We start from the raw sequence: 13,733 nt of genomic DNA on the forward strand, positions 1-13,733 counted from the left end.
GGACAAAAGCCGGACGGTCCAGCGTTAGGGGGAAACGACGGCATGAGCAGCGACAAAGAAACCACGACCACAACGACCGCGACCACGACCATCGTCATCGGCGACGACCATCCGCTGGTGCAGGCGGCCCTGCGCGACGCGCTGGGCCGGGCGATGCCGGAAGCCGCCGTGATCGAATGCCCGGATCTGGACGCCGTGATGGCGGCGGTGGCGGCCCGGCCCAACGCGGTTGATCTGGTGTTGCTCGACCTCAACATGCCGGGAACCCATGGCTTCGCCGGGTTGTTCCTGATGTTGGCCCATCACCCGACGGTGCCGGTCGCCATCCTGTCGGCGCTTCAGGACGCCGACACCATCCGCCGGGCGCTGGCCTATGGCGCGTCGGGCTACATCCCGAAATCGCTGTCAATGGCGGCGATGGCCGACGCGATCCGCGCCATTCTGGCGGGCGACGTGTGGGCGCCGCCGCTCAGCGCGCTCGACACCCCCGAAGCGGACGAGGCCGAAGCCGCCCGCCGCTTCGCCTCCCTCTCGCCGCAGCAGTTGCGCATCTTGACGATGATCGTCGACGGCAAGCTGAACAAGCAGATCGCCGGGGATCTGAACGTGTCGGAACAGACGGTCAAGGTCCATGTCTCCAGCATTCTGCGCAAGCTGAACGTGGTCAGCCGCACCCAGGCGGCGGTGGTGGCTGGGCGGCTGGCGGTGGACGGCGACGGGTTGCGGCCCTAAGTCTCAGGGCATTTGTTCCTCATTCGTACTCAACAGGCTGGTCCGGCGCGCGCGATGTTGCTAGAATGGGCGGGCGCGGATCGCCGCCGTTGGGTTGGGCGGGCGAACCGGGCCGGAGGTTTTGGCTGGGATGAGCGCGCCCTGTGTTTGCCGTGATTGCGCCGCCGCGTTTGACGGGGAGGCCGCGCGTTGCCCGAAATGCGACAGCCGCCGCCTGTTCCGTCACCCGGAACTGCATGATCTGACCATCGGCCATATTGATTGCGACAGCTTTTACGCCACGGTGGAAAAGCGCGACCGGCCAGAGCTGGCCAGCCGTCCGGTGATCGTCGGCGGCGACGACCATCGCGGGGTGGTCGCCGCCTGCTGCTACGTCGCCCGGATGTCGGGGGTGCGCTCGGCCATGACGATCCGCGAGGCGCTGGACCGCTGCCCCGACGCCACCATCATCCGGCCCGACATCGCCAAATACAAAGAGGTCGGCCACCGCGCCCGCGCGATCATGGAGGCCTTCACCCCGCTGGTCGAACCGATCAGCATCGACGAGGCCTATCTCGACCTGACCGGCGTTGAGGAGCGTCTGAGCGTCAGCCCGGCCCAGGCGCTGGTCGAGATCGTCCGTCGCTTTGAAAGCGAGTTGCGCATCACCGCGTCCATCGGCCTCAGCTACAACAAGCTGTTGGCCAAAATCGCATCCGACCTCGACAAGCCGCGCGGCTTTTCCGTGCTGGGCCGGGCCGACGCGGCGGCCTTTCTGGCGCCCAAGCGCGTCACCATCCTGTGGGGCGTCGGTCCGGCCTTGGAACGCAAGCTGTTCACCGACGGCGTCACCCGCGTCGGCGATCTTCAAGACAAGGACGAGCATTGGCTGGTCAAGCGTTATGGCGCGATGGGCCGGGTGCTGTTCAACTTCGCGCGCGGCGAGGATTCCCGCCGGGTTCAACCGGAATCGGTCAGCAAGAGCGTTTCGTCGGAAGAAACCTTCGATTGGGACGTCACCGCCTTGCCCGCGCTGACGCAGGAGCTTCGTCCGCTGGCCGCCAAGGTGTCACGCCGTTTGGAGCGCGAGGGGCTGTTGGGCCGCAGCGTGGTGCTGAAGCTGAAGACCAAGGATTTCCAACAGCTCACCCGTTCCCGCCGGGTTGAGCCGACCAGCGCCGCCGACGTCATTTTCGCCGCCGGGCTTTCCCTTTTGGAGCGCGAGGTGGACGGGCGCGCTTTCCGCCTGATCGGCATTGGATGCACGGATCTGGTCCACCCGGCGACCGATCCAGATCCGGAACTGGATCTGTTTGGTCACTGATTTGTCGCTATGGCCTATGCGACTTGGCTAGGCAGGGTCGCGCGGAACGCCACCTTGACGCTTGCCACGGCGCCCCCGATGATCCACAAACCGCGCTGGTTGCAATCTTGGCGGTGGGGGGTGAGCCTTAGCGTCATGGTTGCACGATCCATCTTGCCGTCCTGGCCTGGCCTGTGGCTTTCTCACTTGCGCGCGAGTCGGCCCTTGAGACTTCTGCTTTTGATCGGCGCGTTGGCCTTGACCGCCATCCTGGCGGCGACGGCCCAGTACATCCAGATTTTGCGCGACAAGGAAATCGACGGCGCCAAGCGCGAGTTGGCGACTCTCAATCTTTCCCTGTCTGAACAAACGGCGCGGGCGCTTCAAAGCGTCGATCTGGTGCTGACCAGCGTCATCGACCGGATGAAGACCGAAGAGATCGCCACGCCGGAGGATTTCGTCCGCCTGCGTTCTGACCAGGACACCTACGACCTGTTGAAGGCCAAGGCTTCGGTGGTGCCGCAGATCGACGCGGTGACGCTGATCGGGGCGGATGGACAACTGGTCAATTTCTCGCGTTTTTACCCGCCACCGGCCATCAGCGTGGCCGAACGCGATTACTTTCTGGCCCTGAAAGACCGCGACACCGACGAGCCGTTTCTCAGCCAGCCGGTGGAAAATCGCGGCAACGGCGCTTGGACCGTCTATCTGGCCCGCCGGGTCAGCGCGCCCGATGGCCGCTTTCTCGGGCTGGCGCTGGGGGCCATCGATCTCGATTATTTCCAGCGGCTCTATCGCGGCTTGCGGGTTGGCGACGCGACCAGCAGCATCAGCTTGTGGCGACGTGACGGCATCTTGTTGACCCGCCATCCGGCGCTGCCCGGGGTCGGCAAGCCGGTTGGTCAGCGCCTGTTCCTGGATGTGTTGTCAAAGGCCGAATCCGGGGTGTTCTTGGCCCCGGACGGGCTGGACGCTGGAACGCGGGTGGTGGCGACCCGCGCCGTTCAGACCTATCCGGTGGTGGTGAACGTCACCCGGACTTTGGCGGATGTGTTGGCGGGATGGCGATCCCAGGTCGCCACCATCGTCGTGGCCGGGCTGGTTGGGGCGCTGGCGGTGCTGTTGGCGTTGTGGGCGCTGGCCCGCCAGTTTTGGGCTTATGAGGCGACGACCCAGGCGCTGGCGGAGGCGCGGCAGGCGATGGAGGGGCGGGAGCAGGCCGAACAGGCGTTGCGGCAGGCTCAAAAAATGGAAGCCATCGGCCAGTTGACCGGCGGCGTCGCCCATGACTTCAACAATTTGCTTCAGGCCATCGGCATCAACCTGCACGTCATCGAAAGCCGCTGCCAGGATGAGCGGGTGGTCGGGCCGGTCCGCATGGCGCTTCAGGCGGTGGAACGCGGGGCGACGCTGACTCAGCATCTTCTGGCCTTTTCGCGTCGTCAGCAGCTTCGCCCGGCGATCGTCGATGTGGACGCGCTGACCGCGCGGGTGGCGGCGTTGCTGGAACGGACGCTCGGCGGCGCGGTTCGGGTGGAACGCTGGTCGGCGCCCGGCCTGTGGCCGGTGATGATCGACGCCAACCAGTTGGAAATGGCGCTGCTCAATCTGGCCATCAACGGGCGTGACGCCATGCCCGACGGCGGCGTCTTGACCATCACCGCGACCAACCGGACGGTCGGCGAGTTGTCGGTCGCTGGTTTGCCGTCGGGTGACTGCGTCGCCATCGCCGTTCGCGACACCGGGACGGGCATGACGCCCGAGGTGGCGGCCCGCGCCTTTGAACCTTTTTTCACCACCAAGGAGGTTGGGCGCGGCACCGGCCTGGGTCTCAGCATGGTGCATGGGTTGGCCACCCAATCCGGCGGCGGCGTGGCGATTGACAGCCAACCCGGTCATGGAACCACGGTGACGTTGTTCCTGCCGCGCGCGGCGGCCAAAGTGACGGCGCTTTCTCCTGCGCCAGCGCGGGCGCTGGTGGGCCAGGCGGCGAGCCTCTGCTCGATCCTCTTGGTGGACGATGAGGATCTGGTGCGCGGCGCCACCGCCGATTTTCTGACACAGGCGGGTTTTGCCGTGCAAGAGGCGGCGGACGCGGAAACCGCGCTTGGCTTGCTTGACCAGGGATCGCCGGTTGACGTCATCGTCACCGACCATATGATGCCAGGAATGAACGGGTTGGACATGGTCCGCGCCATCCGGGCGCGCAACAACCCCATTCCCATTTTGATGGTCACGGGTTACGCCGAGGAGTTGATGGCGGAGGTGGTGGATGTGGCCGATGGTTTGTCGCTGCTGGCCAAGCCGGTGATGCCGCAGAGCTTGGTTCGTTCCATCCGATCCATGACGGCGATGAATTCGGCGGCTTGATGGGCGTGACGCGGCGGTTGCGGATTCGGGTGCGCGGGCAGGTCCAGGGGGTGGGGTTTCGCCCGCAAGTCCACGCGCTGGCTCTGCGTTTCGGTCTGACCGGCTGGGTACGCAACGACGTTGAGGGCGTGCTGATCGAGGGGCAAGGGGATGAGACCGCCGCTTTCCTCGAAACCCTGACGGTTGAGGTCCCGCCGCTCGCCCGCATCGACGCGGTGGAAACGGTCGAATGTCCTTTGCTGGTGGGTGAGATTGGCTTCGCCATCCGCGCCAGCGACGCCAGCGGGATGGTCGCCACCGGCGTGGCCGCCGACGCCGCCGTCTGTCCGGCCTGTCTGGCCGAACTGTTCGATCCCGCCGACCGACGGCATCGCTACGCTTTTTTGAACTGCGCCCATTGCGGCCCGCGCTTCACCATCACCCGCCGCTTGCCCTACGACCGACCGCAAACGGCGCTGGCGGGCTTTCCGCTCTGCCCGGCTTGCGCGTCGGAGTATGACGACCCGACCGACCGGCGCTTTCACGCTCAACCCACCGCCTGCCCGGACTGCGGCCCCCGGCTGTCCTGCCCGCCGGAGGTCATTCTCGACCATCTCCGCGCCGGGCGCGTCGTCGCGCTGAAAGGGTTGGGCGGCTTTCATCTGGTTTGCGACGCGGCGCAGGGCGACACGGTGGAGCGCTTGCGCCGGGTCAAGCAACGCAACGGCAAGCCCTTCGCCCTGATGGTCGCCAACGCCGCTTCCGCCGCCCGTTTCGTCGTCTTGTCGGGGGAGGAGCGCGCCCTGTTGACCGGCCACGCGCGCCCCATCCTGTTGGCCCAACGGCGTGACGACGGTCCAACATTGGCCCCCGGCGTCGCCCCCGATCTGGCGTGGTTGGGCGTCATGCTGCCCTACACGCCGTTGCATCATCTCTTGTTCCACGAGGCGGCGGGGCGACCCGTTGGAACGGAGTGGTTGGAAAACCCACAGGATTTGGCCCTGGTGATGACCTCGGCCAACCCCGGCGGCGAACCGCTGGTCATCGACAACGACGAGGCGCGGGCGCGGTTGGGCGGCATCGCCGACGTCATCGTCGATCATGACCGGCCCATCATCGTCCGCGCCGACGATTCGGTGGTGCGCTGGCTGGCTGGCGCCCCCGCCGTGCTCCGCCGGGGCCGTGGGCGGGTTCCTGAACCAATCCGGCTGGCCCATTCGGTTCCGCCGATTTTGGCGGTTGGCGGTCATTTGAAGGCCGCTGTTTGCGTGACGCGGGGGAGCGAGGCGTTCCTGTCGCAGCACATCGGCGACCTCGACAACGCCGCGACCATTGGTTTTTTCGAGGAGACGGTCGGCCATCTGCTGCATCTGCTGGGGGTGGCGCCGACAGTGGTCGCCCACGACGCCCACCCTGATTTTCCCAGCACCCGCTTTGCCGAGCGCTTGGGCCTTCCGGTCGTGGCGGTGCAGCATCATCACGCCCATCTCGCCGCCGTGTTGGCCGAACACCGGGTGACGGAACCGACGCTTGGCTTGGCGCTCGACGGCTTCGGGTTGGGGCCGGGGGGCGAATCCTGGGGCGGGGAATTGCTGCGGATCGACGGTGGGGCGTTCGCCCGGCTTGGGCGGCTGGCCCGACTGGCCCAACCCGGCGGCGACGTCGCCGCCCGGCAGCCCTGGCGGATGGCGGCGGCGGCCTTGGCGCGGATGGGCCGGGCGGAGGAGATTCCCGTCCGCTTCGCCGCCCACGGCCCGGCGGAGGGCGTGAGGCGGATGATCGAGCGGGGGATCAACGCGCCGCTGACCAGCTCTTGCGGGCGCTGGTTCGACGCGGCATGCGGCATCCTCGGCGTGCGTCCGCTGGCTGGGTTCGAGGGCGAGGCGCCGATGGTGCTGGAATCGCTGGTCCGTCGCCCGCGCGTCGCCGAGGGGGTTTGGAGCGTTCGCGACGGCGTGCTCGACCTCACCCCCCTGCTGGAACGCCTGTTGACGGCGACCGACGCGACAGAGGGGGCGGAGCTGTTCCACGGAACCTTGGTCGCCGCGTTGATCGCCTGGACGCTGCCGGAGTTGCAAGCGCGCGGGGAGCGGCGGGTCGCGCTGTCGGGCGGCTGCCTGATGAACGGCGTGCTGGCGGCGGGACTGCTGGACGGCTTCGCCGCCGCCGGGGTGGAGGCGCTGCTGCCGCGTCAGGCCCCGGCCAACGATGGTGGTCTGGCCCTGGGGCAAGCTTGGGTCGCGGCGCTGACCCTGTGAGGGCTGCGGTTGCGGTGGCGGGGCGGACAGCCCATATGTTGCGTTCCTATGAATTTGGAAAGTGACGGTGTTCGTCATGGGTGTGGTCAACGAGGGACGCCGGGCGGCGTTGGGAACGATGGTCGCGGTGGCGGCGCTGCTGTGGACGGCCAACGTCCCGGCCCGGGCCGAAACCGCGTCAACCGCCGGGGCGGAACTGGCGGCGAAAACCTGCGCCACGCTGACCGCGCGGGTCGATGAGATCCCTGGTTCGGGATCGGTGTTTCTGCGCAGCTACGACAACGCCTTCGCCGCCGGGCCGACCTCGGAACCGGCGTTGTCCATCGCCGCCTTCACCTACGACAACGCGCTGGCCGTCATCGCGCTGCACGCCTGCGGTCAGCGCGGGCAGGCGTTGCGGATCGGCGAGGCGCTGTTGGACGCGGCCAATCTTGACCGCGCCGGGCGCAAAGGGCGGCTGCGCAACACCTACCGCGCGGGTGCGCAAAAGCAGCGTCCGATTCCGCCGATGGGCTGGTGGGACGTGGTGGAAAACCGCTGGCTGGAGGACCCCTATCAGGTCGGCACCGCCACCGGCAACGTCGCCTGGGCCGGGCTGGCCCTGCTGACTATGGCCGAGGCCACCGGCGAAAAGCGCTTCCGCGACGGGGCGGCGGGGTTGGCCCGCTGGGTGGTGGAGCACGCCGCCGACCCGCGCGGGCCGGGCGGCTTCAACGGTGGGGTGCAGGGTTTCGACAACGCGCCGCAAGCGCTGACCTGGAAGGCGACGGAGCACAACACCGATCTGGTCGCCCTGTTCGACCGGCTGGGCGGCGGCGGCGAATGGGCGGCCCCGGCCAAGGCGGCGCGCGGTTTCCTGGACGCGCTGTGGACGGCGGGCGGCGATCACTTCCCCGTCGGCGCCATGCCGGACGGGGTGACGGTCAGCCGCGCCACCTCCGGCTTGGACGCCCAGCTCTGGCCGCTGCTGCTGCGCGACGCGCCGACGGGCTGGCGGGCGGCGCTGGCCTACGCCGAACGCGCCCATGGGGTGGAGGGCGGTTTCGACTTCAACGACGACCGCGATGGCGTGTGGGTGGAGGGCACGGCGCAAGCGGCGCTGGCCTACCGCGCGGTGGGGCGCAAGGCCGACGCCGACCGGCTGTTCGCCGATCTCTTGCAGGACGTCAGCCCCGGCGGCTTCCTGTGGGCGACCCGCTCAGCGGTGCTGACCACCGGTCTCGCCATCGGGCCGGAGAGCAAGACCGCCGATTTCCTTTATTACCGCCGCCCGCATCTGGGGGCCACCGCCTGGGCGGCGCTGGCCGCCCAAGGCTGGAACCCCTTCACCGGCGTGCGGCTTCCCTAACGGCTTTGTCCGGTTACGGCGTCGCCGACGGCGGCGACGCAGCGGGCGGCAGGGGCGGGGCGTTGGACGGCGGATTGTGCGTCGGCGTGGCTGGCATGGTTGTGGTCGGCGGGGCGGCGTTGGGCAGGGCGGCGTTGGGCAACGGCGCGGTCGGTTGTTGCGGCGCGGCCTCCCGCGCTGTGGTCGTCGTCGGCTTGGCGTCGTCGGCGGTGTTCAGGATGACCGGCAGGCCGTCGCGTCCGCCGATGATGATCGTCTTGGCGTTGGTGGAATCGGCGAAGGCGCGCGTCGCCTCGATGCCGCGCAGGCGCAGATATTCCGGCGTGATGGTGTGGGCGACGGTTTCCTGGAAATCGCGGATGCCCTCGGCCTCGATCCGCTTCCGGTCCCGCTCCTTGGCCTCGCGGGCGACGCGGAAGTCATACTCCTGCATGATCTGTTGTTGTTCCATCTTGCGGTCGATGGCCTGACGGACCAGCGGCGGCAGGGCGATGCCGCTGACCAGCACATCCTCCACCCGGATCATCGCTTCGCCCGCATGTTCCGGCGCGATGTCGTATTCGTCGGGGGGAACCGGAAAATTCCGGCGCGCGTGGGTCAGCAGGAAATTCTGAATGTCGGCGCGGTCAAAGGAATAAAAGGTCTCCGGGTTGCGTTCCGAAATGAACTCGTACACCAGGCTGGCGATTTTGGGATGAACCAAGGTTTCGGCGTAGGCCGGTCCGGTCAATTTGTGCAAGAGACCGGCGGCGGGCGGGTTGACGCGGTAACGCACCGCCACCTCCACCGTCAACGCCATGCCGTTGGCCGACACCGCTTCGTATTTGCGGCTGTCGTTGCGCAGGCGCACATCGTAGAGGGTCACGATGTCCCACGGAAAAATGATGTGCATGCCTTCCTTGAAGACACGCTCGGTCACGGTGCCGCCAAAAAAACGCAGCCACAACACGCCGACGTGACCGGCCGGCACCTCGATGAACATCGACGGGCCAAGCGCGAACAGCGCCATCAGCATGGTCAGAATCAGCGCGTAAAAGGAAATGGCGTGCCGCGTCATCCACAACCGGGCGCGCTGTAGGGCGGATGGGTGGTGGGGGGCCAAATCGATGGTGGTCGTCATCAGGATCTCAGCGACAGGATCTTGTCGCGCAACCGGGCGCTGGGCCGTCCAACCGCCTGGATGACGAAATCAACCAGCGGCGTCAGGAACAGGGCCAGCAGGAAATGCCCCATGAACCCGAACACGGTGTTGCGCCCCATGACGCCGCAAACCACGCAGGCGGCGACGTACAGGCCAGAAAAGATGATCGGCATGGTCCGGGCCTCAAGAAAAATCAGGCGTTGCTCAGACGTCGCGCGGGACGACGCGCCGGGTGGGCTGGGGGGGGGCTGGGGCGGAGACGCCGAAACGGCCCCTCCGCCCCTGTCCTCCTAGCACGGATCAGGCCGCGACGGCGTCGGGAACCGGGTCAGGAACCACGCCCTTGCGGCGGCGCAGCTCGTCATACTTCTCGCGGAAATATGTTTTCACCTTCTCCGGGTCGAAGGTCAGGAAGGTGCCGCCCGAGGCGAAATGCTGCTGGAACACCTTGCCAAGGGCGTAGGTGAAGGCGGCGTTGAACAGCGGCTGCGTGGCGAAGCGCGTGACCGCGCCGACCACCGGCACGCTGCGCAGCGCCGCGTTGACCGCCGCCGAACCCAGGACGCCGCCGCCCAACAGGGCCGGGGTGACGCTGGCCAGCAGGGTTCCCACCGCCGAACGGCCGATGTCGGCGCGGAAGCTGACGCCATAGACGTCCGACAGCTCTTTCAACAGACGGAGCTGAACGACGGCCACGGCGGCGGTGTCCACGAAGGCCACGGGGATGACCCCGGCGGCGGCCGACAGCAGCACATGGTTGCGGATGATGGTGTGGGCGTGACGCTCACGCTCGCTCTCAACGGTGGCTTCGGCGGCGACCGCTTCTGAAACCGTCGCGTCCGGGGCGGCTTCCGAAGCGGTTTCGGCGGCGCCCTCCGTCACGACCGGGGCGGTCGGGGCGGTGGACGGCTCAACCACCGGATCCGGCGTGATCGGCGGGGCGCCGTCGCCGGTCGGGGGGTCTTTCTTAATGACCATCGGTTGGTGCTCCCAAAAAAGCATCGCTAAAGACCGTGCGCCGAACCGGCGCGCGGCGTGTGACGGCCCCAAGGGGACGGCCCGGGTTGAAACGCCGACGGTTGGAACCGGCGGAGTCTTGATATGGGCTAACGAATGAACACGTCATCGTCAAATCGGCAACAGCGCAATCAGAGAAGGGGATGGAGGATCCAATCCCATAAGATGAAAAATTGGAAAACTCTACAATTTCAAATCTTTGCTCGATTGGGAGAAAATGATCGCCGGGCAAGGCGTCGACGGCGACCGTGTCCTGGGGCGCCGGATGGAAACCTTGCGGCCAGGGAGAGCGGATCATGCCTCGCCTCCGTTTTGCGCCGAAGCGGGGCCGACGCGCCCGGCTTCGATCCGGCCCTCGTTCATGTGGTACACGCGGTCGGCCAACCCGAACCAACGGTCGTCGTGGGTGACGCAGATGACGATTTTTCCCTTGGCCTTCATCTCGGGCAGCAGCTCTTCGTAAAAGACGCGGCGGAAATGGGGATCCTGGTCGGCGGCCCATTCGTCGAGGACGATGACCGGCTTGTCCTCCATCTGGGCGACGACCAGGGCCAGTCGCTTGCGCTGGCCGGTGGAGAGATCGACGGTGGTGAAGGCCCCATCCTGAACGTTGGCCTTGTCCTGCATCTCCAACCGCTCCAGCAGGGCGCGCGCGCGGGCCGGGTCGGGATCGGCGACGCCGTAGAGCCGCCGCGACAGGTGATAGTCGGAGAAAATCGCCGAAATCTGGTCGCGGTAGCTTTGCATCCGCTCCGGCTCCACCGGCTCGCCGTCGGCCAGCAGGCCGCCGCCGCTGAGCGGCATCAGCCCGGTCAGCAGCCGCAGCATGGTCGATTTGCCCGACCCGTTGCCGCCGGTGACGAAGGCGATCTCCCCGGCGTGGAACTCCGCCGACAGCGGCCCGACCGAAAAGATCGGGTTCCCCGCCGCGTCGGCGTAGGAAAAGCTGGCGTTGCGCAACGCGATCCGCTGCGGCGGCTGGTCGAGCGCGCGGGCGGTCTCGTCGGGGGAATCGCCCGCCGCCGTGCTCAGCAGCGTCGCCATGCTTTCGATGTTGGCCAGGGCGAATTCGGTCTGCGTCACCAGCGGGGTGACGTGGGCCAGCGTGCCGACCGGCCCGACGATGAACAGCGCCGCCATGGTGGCCGGGACCACCACCTCGTGATAGCTGGTGGTGAACAGCGGCACGACGAAGACCATCAAGCCGACCAGCACGTAAAACAGGGCCTGGAGCAGGGCGAATTCGCGGCCCCACTGCGCCTTCATGCCGGTGTTGACCCGCCGCGCGGTGTCCGAGGCGTGGGCGAGATCGTCGATCACCCCGTCGGCCCGCCGCACGCTCATCCGCACCTCTTTGAAGCCGCGCAACAGGTCGGTCAGCCCGTTGAAGACGGCCATCTCCGCCCCCATCGCCGCCCGCATCGCTTGGCCAAGCGCCGCCATCCGCGAAAAGCGCAACGCCACGGCGAACCCGGCGAAGCCGAAGGCCATCACGCAGGCGATGGGCGACAGCCACGCCAGATAAAGGGCGAGGAAGACCAGCATCGTCGCTTGCTGCCCGCCGATCACCAGCATCGGCAGGGTGCGGGCCAGCGTTTGGGTGTCTTGCGTCAAGGCGCCGTGCAGGGCGGCGCGGCCCACCCGTTCGACCGTCACCAGATCGGCCCGGCGCACCGCGTCGAACAGGCGCACGCGCAGCCGGTGGATCAGCCCCTCGACGTCCTGCGAGGCGGTGACGAGCACGTAATTGTGGGTCACGCCGAACAGGGTGATGGTGACGGCGAACAGCAGCAGCAGGCGGACGCTGAGCGTCCCCTTGGCCGCGTCCTTGGCGGCGAGATCGACGACCCAGAGAAGGACCGAGGTGGACAGCGCCGACAGCGCGGTCATGATCGCCAGCGACCGCAGATTTTGCGGAATTTCCTGCCGGATCAGACGGATCAGCCTCACGCGGCGCCTCCTTGCGGGATCGCCAATTCGCTCAAACGGCCTTCCTCCATGTGCAGGCGGCGGTCGGCGACGTCGAAATAATGATCGTCATGGGTGACGGCGATGATGGTCAGGCCGCGCCGTTTCAGCTCCGGCACGATCTCGCGGTAGAATTTCAGGCGGAAATGCGGATCTTGATCGGCGGCCCATTCGTCCAGGATCAGAATCGGCTTTTTCTCCAGGATGGCGGCGACGAGCCCCAGCCGCTTGCGCTGCCCGGCGGACAGGTCGCGCCGTCCGAAACGGTCGCCCTCCACGGCGGTGACGCGCTCCATCTCCATCCAGCGCATCAGGGCGTCGGCCTCGGCCCGGTCGGGGCGATCCATGCCGTAGAGGCGGGCGAACAGGTGGAAATCGGCGAAGACGGTGGCCATCAGGGCGCGGTAGGCCGTCTGACGGCCCGGCCCGACGTCCACGCCATCCACCGTCAACCGCCCGCGCAAGGGGTGATAGAGGCCGGTCAGCAGCTTGATGAAGGTCGATTTGCCCGACCCGTTGCCGCCGGTGACGAAAATCGTCTCGCCGCGCCGGATGGTCAGGTCGAAGGGACCGACGGCGAAGCTTTGCTCCCCCGCCGGGGCGGGAAAGGCGAATTCGATCCCCTCCAGGCGGATCTCCTGGAAATCCTCGGGCACCGGCAGGGGCGGGGCGCCAGCCCCCGGTTCGGCCAGCCCGTCCAACTGGCTTTCCAGTTCGATCATCCGCCCGGCGGCGGACTCCGCCGCGCCCATCACCGCCATCGACTGCATCAGCCCGAACACCGGCGAGGCCATGAACAGGATCGCCGCCGTCACCTTCACCACCTCCTGCCCGAAGGCGGAGGAGTAGTTGGGGACGACGAAAACCACCATGCCCAGCATCATGTTGAAAGCGGTTTCGCCAAAGACGAACTGTTGCCAGCCGTGGAGATGCACCTCGTTGCGGGCGGTGGTGGTGGTCGCCGACACGCGGTCGAAGGTGGCGTTGAGGTCGCGGCTGCGGGCGCTGTTCAGCCGCTGCTCCTTGAAGCCGTCGAACAGGTCCGACACGCTTTCAAACAAGCCGGCCTCTTGGGCGTTCAACGCCTCCTGCCGCTCGTTCAGCGCGCGGCCAAGCTTGATGTAGCTGACCGCGCCGACGCTCATCAGCACGCCGATCAGCAGGAAGGCCAAGGGCGACAGGATGGCGATGTAGACCAGCACGGCGACGATCATCAGGGCCGAGCGCAGCGACAGCGCCAGAAACTGCGAATTCATCGAAATGACTTGGCAGCTCTGGGTGATGCTCTCGAACAGCGGGGTTTCGCCGAAACGCTCCAGCTTCCACAGGTCGGCGTGGCGCAGCCGGTCGAGCAGCCGCATGCGCAGGCCGTCGATGGCCTCCTCGATGTCGGCCCCCATGCGGCTGACCATCCAGCTTTCCGACGCGGTGTAGAGCAGCACGCAGACGACGAACAGCGCCGCCATCCACAGATTGACGACGTCGCTTTTGTTGTCGGCGATCTGCTGCGCCGCCTTGTTGACGACGGCCAGCACCACGGCGCTGCTGAGCGCCGAGGCCGCCGCGCCGACCACCAGACGCCGCAACGGCAGCGGCCCCAACCGGGCCAGCAACAGCGCGACGTTCATCGCGCCGCCT

Annotated in this window: 11 protein-coding genes; 5 read left to right on the plus strand and 6 right to left on the minus strand. The window is 67.3% G+C overall.

Features of this window, described 5'->3' with window-relative positions; translation table 11 throughout:
- Positions 1 to 42 precede the first annotated feature (42 nt).
- From ACODS4_RS19900 to ACODS4_RS19920, 5 genes are all read left to right on the plus strand, one after another.
- A complete protein-coding gene (locus tag ACODS4_RS19900; RefSeq protein ID WP_488866741.1) occupies positions 43 to 732 on the plus strand; it encodes a response regulator transcription factor in 690 nt (229 codons plus the stop codon).
- Positions 733 to 862: 130 nt separating this feature from the next.
- Positions 863 to 2,035, plus strand: coding sequence for a DNA polymerase IV (locus tag ACODS4_RS19905; protein WP_488866743.1), 1,173 nt, complete (start codon positions 863 to 865; stop codon positions 2,033 to 2,035).
- 204 nt (positions 2,036 to 2,239) lie between these two features.
- A complete protein-coding gene (locus ACODS4_RS19910; RefSeq protein WP_488866745.1) occupies positions 2,240 to 4,384 on the plus strand; it encodes a response regulator in 2,145 nt (714 codons plus the stop codon).
- Complete coding sequence (hypF, locus tag ACODS4_RS19915) at positions 4,384 to 6,621, plus strand: carbamoyltransferase HypF (RefSeq protein ID WP_488866857.1); 2,238 nt, start codon at positions 4,384 to 4,386, stop codon at positions 6,619 to 6,621. The genes ACODS4_RS19910 and hypF overlap by 1 nt, the downstream gene beginning before the upstream one ends.
- A 61-nt stretch (positions 6,622 to 6,682) precedes the next feature.
- Positions 6,683 to 7,969 (plus strand): hypothetical protein, encoded by a 1,287-nt coding sequence (locus ACODS4_RS19920; RefSeq protein WP_488866747.1) that lies wholly within the window; start codon positions 6,683 to 6,685, stop codon positions 7,967 to 7,969.
- Between the two features lie 13 nt (positions 7,970 to 7,982).
- Here the strand turns inward: ACODS4_RS19920 and ACODS4_RS19925 are convergent, their stop codons facing one another.
- From ACODS4_RS19925 to ACODS4_RS19950, 6 genes are all read right to left on the minus strand, one after another.
- On the minus strand, positions 7,983 to 9,089 hold the full coding sequence (locus ACODS4_RS19925) for a prohibitin family protein (RefSeq protein ID WP_488866749.1): 1,107 nt from the start codon (positions 9,087 to 9,089) through the stop codon (positions 7,983 to 7,985).
- Positions 9,089 to 9,283: a hypothetical protein gene (locus ACODS4_RS19930; RefSeq protein WP_488866751.1), complete on the minus strand. Its 195-nt coding sequence runs from the start codon at positions 9,281 to 9,283 to the stop codon at positions 9,089 to 9,091. The genes ACODS4_RS19925 and ACODS4_RS19930 overlap by 1 nt, the downstream gene beginning before the upstream one ends.
- A 127-nt stretch (positions 9,284 to 9,410) precedes the next feature.
- Entirely contained in the window at positions 9,411 to 10,088 is a 678-nt protein-coding gene (locus ACODS4_RS19935) for a YcjF family protein (RefSeq protein WP_488866753.1), read from the minus strand.
- Positions 10,078 to 10,425 carry a hypothetical protein gene (locus ACODS4_RS19940; protein ID WP_488866755.1) on the minus strand — a complete coding sequence of 116 codons (348 nt, stop codon included), beginning with the start codon at positions 10,423 to 10,425 and terminating at the stop codon, positions 10,078 to 10,080. Before ACODS4_RS19940 ends, ACODS4_RS19935 begins: the two co-directional genes overlap by 11 nt.
- On the minus strand, positions 10,422 to 12,077 hold the full coding sequence (locus tag ACODS4_RS19945; protein ID WP_488866757.1) for a cyclic peptide export ABC transporter: 1,656 nt from the start codon (positions 12,075 to 12,077) through the stop codon (positions 10,422 to 10,424). Before ACODS4_RS19945 ends, ACODS4_RS19940 begins: the two co-directional genes overlap by 4 nt.
- Positions 12,074 to 13,723, minus strand: coding sequence for a cyclic peptide export ABC transporter (locus ACODS4_RS19950; protein ID WP_488866759.1), 1,650 nt, complete (start codon positions 13,721 to 13,723; stop codon positions 12,074 to 12,076). The genes ACODS4_RS19945 and ACODS4_RS19950 overlap by 4 nt, the downstream gene beginning before the upstream one ends.
- Between the last annotated feature and the right edge of the window lie 10 nt (positions 13,724 to 13,733).

The sequence above is a fragment of the Azospirillum sp. FG154 genome (genome assembly GCF_057809575.1).